Source organism: Aeromonas sp. R6-2 (genome assembly GCF_040908155.1).
Taxonomy (GTDB): Bacteria; Pseudomonadota; Gammaproteobacteria; order Enterobacterales; family Aeromonadaceae; genus Aeromonas; species Aeromonas schubertii.
Genome location: NZ_JBFODE010000073.1, coordinates 1 through 12,531, shown reverse-complemented (window position 1 = coordinate 12,531; position 12,531 = coordinate 1). Strand labels below are relative to the sequence as shown.

Below are 12,531 nucleotides of genomic sequence, written 5' to 3'. Positions count from 1 at the left end.
TCGGTAGCGGTTGGGGCATTGTGCCTCAGCCGCTTTTCCTTAATAATTTCTGTTGTTTTTTTACGAAACCTGAGGAAAGAAACATGTCCAAGATCGTTAAAGTGATCGGTCGTGAAATCATCGACTCCCGTGGTAACCCGACCGTTGAGGCCGAAGTTCATCTGGAAGGTGGTTTTGTGGGTATGGCTGCCGCTCCGTCCGGCGCCTCCACCGGCTCCCGCGAAGCCCTGGAACTGCGTGACGGCGACAAGAGCCGTTTCCTGGGCAAGGGTGTGCTGAAGGCGCTGGAAGCCGTTAACGGCCCGATCGCTCAAGCTCTGCTGGGCAAAGACGCCAAGGACCAGGCCACCGTTGACCAGATCATGATCGATCTGGACGGTACCGAGAACAAGTCCAAGTTCGGCGCCAACGCCATCCTGGCTGTTTCCCTGGCCAACGCCAAGGCTGCCGCTGCTGCCAAGGGCATGCCCCTGTACGCTCACATCGCCGAGCTGAACGGCACCGCCGGTGTCTACTCCATGCCGCTGCCCATGATGAACATCATCAACGGTGGTGAGCACGCCGACAACAACGTCGACATCCAGGAGTTCATGATCCAGCCGGTTGGCGCCAAGACCCTGAAAGAAGCCGTCCGCATGGGCGCCGAAGTGTTCCACAACCTGGCCAAGGTGCTGAAGTCCAAGGGCTACAACACCGCCGTGGGTGACGAAGGTGGTTTCGCTCCGAACCTGAAGTCCAATGCCGAAGCGCTGGAAGTGATCGCCGAGGCCGTTGCCGCTGCCGGTTACAAGCTGGGCACCGACATCACCCTGGCCATGGACTGCGCCGCTTCCGAGTTCTACGACGCCGAGAAGAAAGAGTACAACCTGAAGGGCGAAGGTCGTATCTTCTCCTCCAACGGTTTCTCCGACTTCCTGGAAGAGCTGACCGAGAAGTTCCCGATCGTCTCCATCGAAGATGGCCTGGACGAATCTGACTGGGAAGGCTTCGCCTACCAGACCCAGAAGCTGGGCAAGAAGATCCAGATCGTGGGTGACGACCTGTTCGTAACCAACACCAAGATCCTCAAGCGCGGTATCGACAACGGCATCGCCAACTCCATCCTGATCAAGTTCAACCAGATCGGTTCCCTGACCGAGACCCTGGCTGCCATCAAGATGGCCAAAGACGCCGGCTACACCGCCGTCATCTCCCACCGCTCCGGTGAGACCGAAGACGCGACCATCGCCGACCTGGCCGTGGGTACCGCCGCTGGCCAGATCAAGACCGGCTCCATGAGCCGTTCTGACCGTGTTGCCAAGTACAACCAGCTGATCCGTATCGAGGAAGCGCTGGGTGAGAAGGCTCCGTTCCGCGGTCTGAAAGAAGTGAAGAACCAGGCCTAATCGCCTCGTTCTGCCAGCCAGACTGGCGTGACGAAAACCGGAACCCTTGGGTTCCGGTTTTTTTATGTCTGGTTTGGGGGCGATGTGCGTTGACCCGTGACGGGCAACGAGGGGGGGCAGCGAGGACTTTGTCCTCGAAGGCCCACCATTCTGGGGGAGCTCAGCCAAGCTCCTGGCCTATGGCAAGCATCACAATCCCTGCGGGATTGCCGCTATGCGTGGTTTCGTCCGCCCTTCCGAGGGCGCTCAGCCAAGCTCCTTGGCCTATGGCAAGCGTCACAATCCCTGCGGGATTGCCGCTATGCGGGGTTTCGCCCGCCCTGCGGGCTGTGGCGAGTGACTTTTCTTTGCGTGGCCAAAGAAAAGTCACCCATCGAGCGGCCACCCCCCGCCGATTCGCTCTCCTTCGTCGAGTTCCCTCGCCTCCGCCACCGCACCGACGGCACGTGCCGACGGGCCTTCCCTGGCCCGCCGCCACTCGCTCGACATCCCTGTCTCGCGACCTGGTGCTGTGGCTTCGTCTCGGCGAATCAGAGGGGGCACAACAATACCGTGCCCATCGGTGGCTAAGTGGGCTCGCTACGCGGCGCTCAAAATGGTGGGTGTCCCAATTTTGCTCTTAAAGATACATATGATTTTGTCGATGGCAATAAGATAACAACTGAGCCATTGGGGATATGGAGTCAAAATCGTGTGTTAACTAAAGCAGAAAGTGCTACTTACATATCATCATATGGTGCAGGTTTATATGGGGTGTTAGCTCGAAAGTGGAGTGGGTTTGTTCCTGTTTTTAATCGTGACTTCCGCGATTGGCAAGATAAACATAATTCGGGAGGAGATTTTATAGTGTTTTCAGATGTGCTTTGGTTACATCCTCTGCCAAATCAGAGGATTATATATTTATGAAGAAGCTGGCTATGTTTTTAGCGGTGCTGTTCGTGGCATATTGGTTGCTGCTTGCACACGTATCATGGGACATCTTTGACAAGACTCCATCTGTTAGTGTGGTGTCAAAAGATGGCAAGTACAAAGTGTTCTTAAAAGCAGTATATCCAGTAAATCCAATTGGCATATATTGTCAGTTCACTACAGAATCGCCAATATTTTTTGAATTGTATGATGCCAAGGGAGATTATGTAGGCCAATCATCTCCCTTTGTATGCTATGGGGAATGGCGAGATGTTCCATATCGATTTCCTGGGGAAGAATTTACCTCCGATGTTGATAGCTTCGTTGTTTTTGATGACGAATATAATGGTGAGTTGAATATAAGCACCAAGCACAAAAAGTGGTGGAGCATGATCCTGTCTCCATTTCATTCAAAGGGATGAATGCAGTGGTCAAGTAAAACTGCAGGGCGGGATCGCACTTTGTTAAATAACTGATCCTAATTCCGATCCAGTTGCATAAGCCCATGTCCGTTGCCAGGGAACGGCGCGGCATTATCCAGAAAGTAGCGCACGCGATGTAACAGCTCATCCAATGTTCGGTATTGGTGGTTTCGGGTGATGGTTTCATGGAGGGCATGCCACAAGCGCTCAATCCGGTTTACCCATGGTGAATATACCGGCTGGAACAGCACGATGAACTTCGGATTGCTTGCCAGCCAGCGCTGCGCTTTCTTGCTCTTGTGGATGATGTAGTTGTCTAAAATCAGCGTGATGCTCTTGGCGCGCCGATAGGTTCGTTTCAGCGTCTTGAGAGAGATATTGGGACGCCCACCATTTTGGCACACGGCACTTTGGTCTACGCCATCCATGGCTTCGGCCAAAGCCCGCTTCGAACATCCTTGTTCTCGCGCCAAATCGGGGTCGAGCAGTGCTCGCCCTAATCCGATTTGGCCCATGCCCCGCTGCGGCTGCGCCGTCCTCCCTGACGGCGCTACTGACCCGCTCCACTCACCTCGGCGGCTTGCAGGGGGTCAACAATACCGTGCCCGGCAGTGGCTAAGTGGGCTCGCTACGCAGTGCTCGAAATGGTGGGTGTCCTAATTTTGCGCTTTGCATAATATTAGGACTTTTCTATTTGATACAATAACTCGACTAGATCTACTGATTTTACATCATCCCAGCGCAGGTAACTTGATAGTGAACTAGTTCCAGAATCTTGGCCAAGGACATTTTGACAGATAGCCTGATGGTCTTGAGATGCTGATACCCAAACTTTGCCAGATTGCTGGCAAAAGTATGTTGATCCCTTCAATCCTGTTTTTTGGATTCTCTTTTTCCAAGTATCAACTTTCTGCGTTGTTATCTGTAAAGGCATGATCTCTCCAAGAAACTTAACGTCCCGCATAAATGGAGAGCGATTTTTGCGAGTCCAGCCCCCACTGGGGGCGATGTTTAATGCGATTGTTATAGGATAACTAGCCAGCGTTCAACATTGAGTAAACTACACCACTAACAAAGACTGAGAGCAGAAAGTTACCTAAACTAGTGCCACCATCAGACCGCAAGGCCTCTCCAAAGTATTCATCCGGAACTCTTGAAGAGATGTAGCTTTCTATAACCTTTCTTGCTTGATTGAAATAAACTCGATTTGCAACCAAACCGCTAAAAAGCATTAATATTACAAGGCTTCCTGCTACAATGATTAAAGCATATTCATGACTAACTCTAAAGTGGCTCACTGCTAAATTGCCGCCAACTGTCGCAGCAATTTCTAACAACATAAGAACAACACCAAACACAGGCATTTTCCTGAAAAAGAACCATTTATACGTAAGCAAGAATGCGTAGAAGTTGAAACCTGCATTGCTGCTCTCATTTTTCATTAGCGACTTCCAACGCTTGGGATAGTAATCCCCCCAAGTATACGCTTTGTACGCCTCGACTGACGTTTCCTTAGCTATTACTATCCTTTTTCTTTCTTGCGTTGATTCAACATTCGTAGGAATCATCCTTCCCTCCTATAACGTTTGGTTAAGGGGCGGGCTTTAGCCCGTCCCAGTGAGCGAAGCGAGCAATTTGAACCAGTTGTTAGCCGGTGATGATGAAGGGTAGCTTTTCGCATAAATACGCAACTTCTCTTTCGATGAACTCCTCAGGGCTTTCATTGCAAGAATATGCTTCGAAAATATGGTTAATGACGTTTTTTACCTGCTCCAAAGTAAGATGCTCTGTATCGATTAATTCAAGAAGAGCTTCGGCAATTTCATTAAGACTGAAGCAATATTCTGCGGCGGCAATGCTTAGTTCTGCGTGGGCCATCTCATGGTTGGTTTCTGATTTTTTGTGCTGGACTAAATACGCAAGCGGTTTTTCTAAAATTTCAAAAGGATAAGTTTCTTGATACTTTTCGCAGTACTCTATTAAGACTCGTCTGGCTTGCGCGTAATCCAAATTATGAGAATCATCATCTAGTAGAGCATTGAGTTTTGTATTGGCTATCCAGTTTTTCATAGCGGATAAACGCCTAGGCTAACGCCGCCAGCAGCGGCCGAGTGAAACGAGGTCCAGCGACCGAAGGGAGCGGTGCTGGCTGGCTTGGTTATACGACAAACTTAACCTCATAGCATTTTATGTCTGCAACAATATCCTCTAGCAACTCTCTATCTTCCTCTAGGCTAGATTCCTTTAGTCCCATTACCCAACAGTCATACAGTCTTAACACAGATTCTCTTTCACTCTGAGGCCATGTAGTCCAACCACCATACTCTAGCTTTGAGAGAAACAATCCAAAATCATATGGCGCATTCCAATAATCCGTGATGTAAAGCTCAAAGATACGGGGTAAAAAGTGTTTGAAATCGTCTACGTCACCAAATGTTGTCATGGTCTTAGCAATGAAGAGCTGAAGATCATCCCATGCTAGCTGGGTCAAATCATTTTTTTGCAATAAATCTTCTGCACTTTGCAGCTCACAGTGGGGGCACCCTTCAATTTTCGATTTAAGAGGGTAACCACTGAATGCGCTGTATAAATCGCTGAATTTGGTTTTAGTGTTCATCAAGTCGTATAACGCCTTGCTAAGAGGCGTAAAATGCTTGGCTATAATTAGCGACGCAGGAGCGTAAGCCAAGCTTTTTTACGTCCTACTTGAGCAATTTGTTAGCTACCTAGCCAGTTTGCGAACAAAGAACAACCAACGCCAACGACTACTGTTCCACCTAAACTAAGCAAAGCTTTAATTTTACTTGTTCTAATCTTACTTGATGAATTTTTCACGAAATTATCATCTGCACCAGAAAAGTTGATATAAGATTGCTCATAAATACTATCAAGCGCCACTTCCACTTTTCTACCTGCAAACATTCCAAAACGCATTGATAAGTATGTACATAGAACAGAAAGCAGTGCGAATAGAGTGGTAGTTTTGGCGTCTACATTTGCAACAAGGTAAACGTCGGATAACTTCCAGGTTAAGTAGCAAATTAGAGATAAAAGACCATATTTTGTAAGCTTTGGCACAAAGTGAGAAAACTTTCTAATTGTTTTTACGGAAGAAGAAATTGAATTTTTTTCTACCGTATTAAACCAGCTTTTCAAAACACTCATTAATGCATTTGCCACAGTGCTATCTACATAGTCTATTGAGAATGAAGCTGCATTAGCATTTTCCATTTGAAATAATGGTATTTCAAATGGCATTGAACCAAATTGCTTTCTCATTTCTTCAATTTTTGCAACCCGAGATGCGAGCTTAATCGTTATTTTATATTCTTGTGGTCGGTTTGTTTTTGGTAGAATTATCAAAATATTGTATGAAGCAATAAACTCTTCTACCGCAGCTCCTTTAGCGCCATTGTGTAGCTTTAAGCGCTCTAAACTACTGTGTCTTTCTGAAGAATCATCAACATAATTTACAGTATATGTTTCATGGAATGATACAATGTTGTACTGCTCGGTTGATTGTATGAGCCTATGATACAGTTGCTCAATATCATTCAACTTTAATATGAAAGGATCGCTATTTAACTCTCTAAGCCGTTCTGACTTTCCTGTTATTTCATTGTAAAAATCTTGCGCTAGTTGGAAGCTTATTTTATTAGTAGCTCTTTCGTCGCCAACAACGACAAGCTTTTCTCCATCATCTTCATAACCATCAATTTCTACTAATTCTGACATTTTATCCTCCATGGTTTAGTTATAGGTAGCTAACAGTGATTAGATGGAAGGCGGTACTAATCCGTTAGCAGAGAATTCCATCTAACTCCGTAACATTTCAATCGCCGTCAAGTAAAAATTACTATGAAATCATAACATTACAGATTACATCAGGTGTCCGAGCGTATTCGCTTGACGTCCTCTTTTTGCGCCACTGTTACTACTGTGTGAGAAAACAGTGCGCAGTCACTCTTGGAAAGAGTCGCCAAAGCACGCCTGCGTGAACAGGTCAGAAATTAAAATGAGGCCGTCACCATGTTGAGTGATTACTCCACTTGCTTATCCATGCCATCCGGCATGGCTACCGCCCCTGAATTTCAGCCTCCAGTCTGCTGCTTTTTACCGGCGAGGTTGCACTGGCTTGGCCCATGGGTGACTCCGACGAGACGGTTGCCAAACGGCTATGTTAGCGAGTGGGGCTGGGGAGGGAAGAGGAGGATGATGGTTTCCTGAGCAAGATCAATAAATTAATCGCCAACGCATAGTGTGGGGTAGCACAACATCGATAGATCATCAGAGGGGCAGGGTATTGGCTCCTCTTCAATTCACCCTTGCTACAAGTTTTATCGGTCGACTCGGACCGCGAACGCTCGAATACGTTGCGCTATTCGAGCCTACGAATGCAGCAAGTTCGGCAAAAGCATCAGAGGGGCAGGGTATTGGCTCCCCCTTCAATCCGCCGAGGGGAGGGTGCAAGGTCAGGAGCGCCATCAGGGATGATGGCGCAGCCGCAGCGGGGCATGGATGCCCCATCTGCGGCGCTCCGTCCGACCTTGCGACTGAGCCGAGGGAAACCGCATCGCGGTCGGATTGGCGGGGGAAGGCCTTCTTGGTGACTTCTTGGGCCAGCAAGAAGTCACTCGCCACAGCCCGCAGGGCGGGCGAAACCCCTATGCGGCGCAGCCGCATCAAAGAGCTTGCCATAGGCAAGGAGCTTGGCTGAGCTCCCCCAAGTGGGCGGGCGAAACCCCTATGCGGCGCAGCCGCATCAAGATGCCTGACACAGGCGAAGGAGCTTGGCTGAGCTCCCCCAAGTGGGCGGGCGAAACCCCTATGCGGCGCAGCCGCATCAAGATGCCAGGCATAGGCAAGGCGCTTGGCTGAGCTCCCCCAAGTGGGCGGACGAAACCCTTATGCGGCAGCGCCGCATCAAGATGCCTGACACAGGTGAAGGAGCTTGGCTGAGCTCCCCCAAGTGGGCGGGCGAAACCCCTATGCGGCGTAGCCGCATCAAGATGCCTGACACAGGTGAAGGAGCTGGGCTGAGCTCCCCCAAGTGGGCGGGCGAAACCCCTATGCGGCTTAGCCGCATCAACATCGCCGTCACAGCAGGCTCGGCGCTTGGCCAAGCGGAGACCCCCTTCGAGGGCCGCGCCCTCGCGTCTCATATGGCTGCGCCGCATCAAAGTGCCAGCCATAGGCAAGGAGCCTGGCCGAGCGCCTCCCGACAGCAAGGCTAAATCAGGGCGTTGAGCCCTACCATCAGGGTCGCCAGCGGCAAGATGGGCAACTTGAGCACCCGCAGGGCAAACAGTCCCATGGTGGCCAGGGCGAGCTGGGCCAGCCCCTGCACCGCGCTGGTGAAGACCGGCTGGTAGAGGGCCGCCAGCAGCAGTCCCACCACGGCGGCGTTGAGGCCGGCCGCGGCCGCCTGCCAGCGGGGGCGGGCCAGCAGGGCCTGCCACAGGGGGGTGAGGGCCAGCAGCAGCAAGAAGCCGGGCAGGAAGATGCCCAGGGTGGCGAGCAGGGCTCCCGGCAGCGGCGCCTCGGGCATGCTTAACGCGCCGAGATAGCTGGCCAGGGTAAACATGGGGCCGGGTACCAGCTGGGCCAGGGCATAGCCGCCGAGGAACTGGCTCTCCCCCAGGCTCGCCCCCACCGTCTGTTGCAGCAGGGGCAGCACCACATGACCGCCACCAAACACCAGGGATCCGGCCAGATAGAAGTCGGCGAAGTGTTGCATGCCGAGCAGGGGAGGGGCGATCAGCAGCAGCAAGAAGGCGGTCAGCCAGCCCCAGCCCGGCCGGGCCAGGGGGGCGCGCCCTTGAGTCGGCTCCTCGCGCCAGGCGGCGATGGCGGCGGCCAGCAGCAGCACGGCGAACTGGGTGGCCAGATGGGGCAGCAGCCAGAGGGCGGCGGCACTGCCCACCATCAGCCCCTGACGCAGGGTCGTGGTGCAGAACTGGCGTCCCATGGCGAGCACGGCGTCGGCCACCACCACCAGGGCCAGCAGCTTGAGCCCCTGCAGCAAGAGTGGAAACCAGGCCCGATCCAGCAGGTGGCCACCGAGCAGGGCCAGGGCCGTCATCAGGGCAAACGAGGGGAGGGTGAAGCCGACAAAGGCGGCCAGGGCCCCCGGCAGTCCCGCCCTGTGGTAGCCGATGGCAAAGCCAAGCTGGCTCGAGGCCGGGCCGGGCAGGAATTGGCACAGGGCCAGGCGCTCGGCAAACTCGCCCTGGCTCAGCCAGCCCAGGCGCTCGACGAAGGTCTGGCGAAACAGGCCGATGTGGGCGGCCGGCCCGCCGAAGCCGAGACAGCCCAGGGTGAGAAAACGGATAAAGAGGGTCAGCATGGGGCCTCCTGAGGATGGGGGCCCATCCTATGACAGTTCGATGACAGTTCGATTACGCCCCCGGCAGGTAGTGGGCTCCGGCCAGCCAGGCGGCCACCCCCTGACGGCAGGCGTCGAACAGGGGCTCGGGCAGGGCGCGCGGATCGCACCAGCACCACCCCTCGCACTTGTCCGGCTCGCGCAGCTCGGGCTCACCGTCCACCCTGGCATGCAGGATCACCGAGATATAGTGCAGGCCGCTCTCGCGCCAGGTATCCAGGTTGTTGGTCAGCGCCACCACCCGGGGGGCCTCGATGCGCAACCCGGTCTCTTCTTCTATTTCGCGCGCTGCCGCCGTCTCGAAGGTCTCGCCGCACTCCAGATGACCGCCGGGAATCGACCAGTAGGGGGCGTGGCTTCCCTTGCGCCGCCCCATCAGGATCTGCCCGGACGGGCTCTCCAGGATCACCCCGACCCCGACTCTTGGGTACTCCATCTTCTTCTCCTCTGTGGTGGCGCGGCTATGCTACCCCCGTGGCGGGAGCGGGCCAAGGGGCTCTGCGACCTCTGGCGAGAGGGCAGTGCTGGGGCAGGTGGGGGCGACGCCGGGTGCCACGCTGGCCGGGCACGGCCGCCCCGGCGACCCCTGGTCCCAAAATTCGCGGCTCTCAGTGATATATGCGGCGCCGGATTTCATCAATCATGGGCGGCGTTAATCACCCAACCGACCACCAGATTGAAGGGACCCTGCATGACCACTACCGCCGTCACCGGCCTGTTTCAAGAGATAGCGCACCAGCTGGGGCTGGAGGCGCTAAGCCAGGATGAGCACGGCCTGTGCGAGCTGATCCTCAACGATCGCATCGTCATCATGCTAAGGGCGGATGAGTCATTGCAGCGGCTGACGCTGCTCGGGCCTGTCTCGGGAATGAGCGGTCCCGAGGCGAAAGAGGCCGCCTGCCGTCTGTGGATGGGTCACAGCATCGCCGCCCTGACCCATGACGCCCCCCATCTCGCCTGGAGTGAGGAGCAGGGGCTGATCGCCTTTTGCCACCTTGCGCTTCACGGCCTCAATGCCGAACGGGTCTGCCAGGCCCTGGCCGGCCTGTTCGAGTGGCTGAGTCAGGCTGCCGGCGAGGAGCGCGCACTGGATGGGCAACAAGCCCAGGTAACATCGGCAAGCTGGGTGTAATTCATCATGAAGATCATCGGAACCGCCACCCCCTCCATCACCCTCTCCCAGGCTCACGAGCGAGTGGCCAACCACGGCCAGCATCCCGTCGGCGAGCTCAACATAGAGGGAAAGCGATACAGGATCGTCGATAACCAGGTGCTGCGCCTCAATCCCCACGGCGGCATCGCCCGCTTTCGGGAGGGGGTGGGCAAGCTCTTCTCGGGGCTGGCACCGGACACCTCGTATGCTCGCGCCCTCACCGAGACGCTCCATGCCGCCCGCAAGGCAGCGTCAAAGAGCCCGGGGGGGGAGGCCCCCCAGGGGATCGGCGGCCTGTTTGGCCTCAAGCCGCAGACCAGGTTGCCGCTCGGCTGGAAGGGGGAGCCCCTGCCCGGGGCCCCGAGTCTGGAGGGGATGCGGGTGGCCGAGACCGACAAGTTTGCCGAAGGGGAGAGCCACATCAGCATAGTGGAGACCCGCGACAAGCAGCGGCTGGTGGCCAAGATTGAACGCTCGGTCGCCGAGGGGCACCTGCAGGGGGAGCTGGAGGCCTATCAGCACATCTACCAGAGTGCGGGCAAGCATCCCAACCTCGGCAACGTGCACGGCATGGCCGTGGTGCCCTATGGCAGCCGCAAGGAGGAGGCGCTGCTGATGGACGAGGTGGATGGCTGGCGCGGCTCCGACACCATGCGGACCCTCACCGACAACTGGAAGCAGGGGAAGGTGAGCAGCGAGGAGTATTGGGGAACGGTCAAGTTTATCGCCCACCGGCTGCTCGATGTGACCGGCCACCTCGCCAAGGCCGGGATAGTCCACAACGACATCAAGCCGGGTAACGTGGTCTTCGACAAGCACAGCGGCGAGCCTGTGGTCATCGATCTGGGGCTGCACTCACGCCCCGGGGAGCAGCCCAAGGGGTTTACCGACTCCTTCAAGGCGCCGGAGCTGGCGGTCGGCAGCCCCTCGGCGTCAGAGAAGAGCGACGTCTTCCTCGTGGTCTCGACCCTGCTGCACGGCATCGAAGGCTTCGAGCGGGATCTGGAGAGAAAGCCCAACCAGGGGTTGAGTCTCACCAGGGGGGCGGCTTATGGGCTCGATGAGCGGGGCAATCCGGTGCATCGGCCCGGTGTGGCCGGCGTCGAGACCGCCTACACCCGCTTCGTCGACCAGATTATCGGTGCCCCGGCCGAGCTGCGACCCGACTCCGCAGAGGCCAGGCTGCACGAGTTCCTGAGCGACGGCGCCATTGACGAGGGGCGGGCCAGGCAGATCCTCAAAGAGACCCTCTCGGGCGAGCTGGCCGCCTCTCCTGCCGATGCGCGGCGGGTGACGCCGAGGAAGATCCGCGAGCTCTCCGACACCCTGCGGCTACATCTGAGCAGCGCCTCGACCCGGCAGCTCAATGTGGGCATGGCCCTGTCGGATCTCGCCGCCATGTCGGCGGTGCTCGACAAGGCCGAGCGTCAGGAGTTTGCCGATCAGGGTCAGCTCAAGAGTTTCAACAGCCTCATTCTGAAGGGATACGGGGTGATCGCCCGCTATGTGAAAGGGGAGCTGGGTGAGAGCAAGACCCCTCAGGGGGAGCCTTCGCCCCAGCTGCGCGGCAATATCATGAAGTCGGTTGCCGAGCCCACGCTCAAGCAGATCCAGGGGCAGTTGGCCCAGCGCCACGGCCTCGTTGATATCGCCACCCTGGAGCGCTCCCACCACCATCTGGAGACCCTGCTGACGGTGCTGGTCCCCTCTTCCCCCCAGGAGAAGGTGTCGCCCGAGGCGTATGACTTCCTCAACCGGGTGGCCGAGGTCAAGGGCTCTCTCGGCGCACGGCTCGATGACCTCAAGGGGCAGCAGCAGAGGGCGCACGGCGAGCTGTCTACCCTGATGCGTGCTGCCACCGCCTGGGCCGGCGACGCCCGTCAGGCGCTGCAGCGTTTCGATAGCATTCGCCCGGTCGTGAAGTTTGGCTCGGATCAGGATACGGCCGTTCACCGCAGCATGATCGCGGCCCATGCGGCCACCACCTTGCAGGAGGTAGCGGGCTTTGCCGGCGAGATGCGCCACTTTGCCGCCGCGGCCACCCCCCTGTTGACCCAGTTGGGACGCAGCACCCTGGCAGACGAGGGGCTGACCTTCCAGCGCGAGCAGCTGCGCGAACTGGCGACCGTCGCCGAGCGGCTCACCCGCCTCTCCCAGGAGTGGATCCGCTAGTCGATGCCCACAGACTGATCTGACCCAGCAATCGTGGACACCGGGTTAAGCAGCTACCTTCTCAAACTCCTCTGGGGTTTGGTAACCCAAAGTGCTGTGCAGGCG

The 12,531-nt window shown here is 55.9% G+C and carries 11 protein-coding genes and 1 pseudogene; 5 read left to right on the top strand and 7 right to left on the bottom strand.

Going from position 1 to position 12,531, the window contains the following annotated elements; translation table 11 throughout:
* The first annotated feature begins 83 nt into the window (after positions 1-83).
* The 3 genes from eno (at position 84) to AB5Y48_RS19580 (ending at position 2,716) form a co-directional block, all read left to right on the top strand.
* Entirely contained in the window at positions 84-1,385 is a 1,302-nt protein-coding gene (gene eno / locus AB5Y48_RS19590) for a phosphopyruvate hydratase (protein ID WP_050667461.1), read from the top strand.
* Between the two features lie 570 nt (positions 1,386-1,955).
* On the top strand, positions 1,956-2,291 hold the full coding sequence (locus AB5Y48_RS19585) for a DUF6402 family protein (RefSeq protein WP_368165520.1): 336 nt from the start codon (positions 1,956-1,958) through the stop codon (positions 2,289-2,291).
* Positions 2,288-2,716, top strand: coding sequence for a DUF6201 family protein (locus tag AB5Y48_RS19580; protein ID WP_368165519.1), 429 nt, complete (start codon positions 2,288-2,290; stop codon positions 2,714-2,716). The genes AB5Y48_RS19585 and AB5Y48_RS19580 overlap by 4 nt, the downstream gene beginning before the upstream one ends.
* 56 nt (positions 2,717-2,772) lie before the next feature.
* Here the strand turns inward: AB5Y48_RS19580 and AB5Y48_RS19575 are convergent.
* The 7 genes and pseudogenes from AB5Y48_RS19575 to AB5Y48_RS19545 all read right to left on the bottom strand — a co-directional run.
* Positions 2,773-3,087, bottom strand: a pseudogene (locus AB5Y48_RS19575) (transposase); the annotation flags it as partial.
* 663 nt (positions 3,088-3,750) lie between these two features.
* A complete protein-coding gene (locus AB5Y48_RS19570; protein WP_005346405.1) occupies positions 3,751-4,284 on the bottom strand; it encodes a DUF2628 domain-containing protein in 534 nt (177 codons plus the stop codon).
* 79 nt (positions 4,285-4,363) lie between these two features.
* Positions 4,364-4,786, bottom strand: a complete 423-nt coding sequence (locus tag AB5Y48_RS19565) for a hypothetical protein (RefSeq protein ID WP_136612944.1) — start codon at positions 4,784-4,786, stop codon at positions 4,364-4,366.
* Positions 4,787-4,874: 88 nt separating this feature from the next.
* The gene (locus AB5Y48_RS19560) at positions 4,875-5,333 is read right to left on the bottom strand and encodes a hypothetical protein (RefSeq protein ID WP_368165518.1); all 459 of its coding nucleotides are present in this window, start codon (positions 5,331-5,333) and stop codon (positions 4,875-4,877) included.
* Positions 5,334-5,434: 101 nt separating this feature from the next.
* Positions 5,435-6,451 carry a hypothetical protein gene (locus tag AB5Y48_RS19555; RefSeq protein ID WP_368165517.1) on the bottom strand — a complete coding sequence of 339 codons (1,017 nt, stop codon included), beginning with the start codon at positions 6,449-6,451 and terminating at the stop codon, positions 5,435-5,437.
* A gap of 1,495 nt (positions 6,452-7,946) precedes the next feature.
* Complete coding sequence (chrA, locus tag AB5Y48_RS19550) at positions 7,947-9,062, bottom strand: chromate efflux transporter (protein WP_368165516.1); 1,116 nt, start codon at positions 9,060-9,062, stop codon at positions 7,947-7,949.
* Positions 9,063-9,114: 52 nt separating this feature from the next.
* Positions 9,115-9,537, bottom strand: a complete 423-nt coding sequence (locus tag AB5Y48_RS19545) for an NUDIX hydrolase (RefSeq protein ID WP_368165515.1) — start codon at positions 9,535-9,537, stop codon at positions 9,115-9,117.
* 255 nt (positions 9,538-9,792) lie between these two features.
* On the opposite strand from AB5Y48_RS19545, the gene AB5Y48_RS19540 reads away from it, so the two are divergent.
* Both AB5Y48_RS19540 and aopO read left to right on the top strand, forming a co-directional pair.
* Positions 9,793-10,233 carry a CesT family type III secretion system chaperone gene (locus AB5Y48_RS19540; RefSeq protein WP_050665227.1) on the top strand — a complete coding sequence of 147 codons (441 nt, stop codon included), beginning with the start codon at positions 9,793-9,795 and terminating at the stop codon, positions 10,231-10,233.
* Positions 10,234-10,239: 6 nt separating this feature from the next.
* On the top strand, positions 10,240-12,426 hold the full coding sequence (gene aopO / locus AB5Y48_RS19535) for a type III secretion system effector protein kinase AopO (RefSeq protein WP_368165514.1): 2,187 nt from the start codon (positions 10,240-10,242) through the stop codon (positions 12,424-12,426).
* Positions 12,427-12,531 lie beyond the last annotated feature (105 nt).

Coding starts and splice junctions, on each gene's coding strand:
- AB5Y48_RS19570 (WP_005346405.1), bottom strand. CDS start 4,284: ATGATTCCTACGAATGTTGAATCAACGCAAGAAAGAAAAAGGATAGTA.
- AB5Y48_RS19545 (WP_368165515.1), bottom strand. CDS start 9,537: ATGGAGTACCCAAGAGTCGGGGTCGGGGTGATCCTGGAGAGCCCGTCC.
- chrA (WP_368165516.1), bottom strand. CDS start 9,062: ATGCTGACCCTCTTTATCCGTTTTCTCACCCTGGGCTGTCTCGGCTTC.
- AB5Y48_RS19540 (WP_050665227.1), top strand. CDS start 9,793: ATGACCACTACCGCCGTCACCGGCCTGTTTCAAGAGATAGCGCACCAG.
- aopO (WP_368165514.1), top strand. CDS start 10,240: ATGAAGATCATCGGAACCGCCACCCCCTCCATCACCCTCTCCCAGGCT.
- eno (WP_050667461.1), top strand. CDS start 84: ATGTCCAAGATCGTTAAAGTGATCGGTCGTGAAATCATCGACTCCCGT.
- AB5Y48_RS19560 (WP_368165518.1), bottom strand. CDS start 5,333: ATGAACACTAAAACCAAATTCAGCGATTTATACAGCGCATTCAGTGGT.
- AB5Y48_RS19580 (WP_368165519.1), top strand. CDS start 2,288: ATGAAGAAGCTGGCTATGTTTTTAGCGGTGCTGTTCGTGGCATATTGG.
- AB5Y48_RS19565 (WP_136612944.1), bottom strand. CDS start 4,786: ATGAAAAACTGGATAGCCAATACAAAACTCAATGCTCTACTAGATGAT.
- AB5Y48_RS19555 (WP_368165517.1), bottom strand. CDS start 6,451: ATGTCAGAATTAGTAGAAATTGATGGTTATGAAGATGATGGAGAAAAG.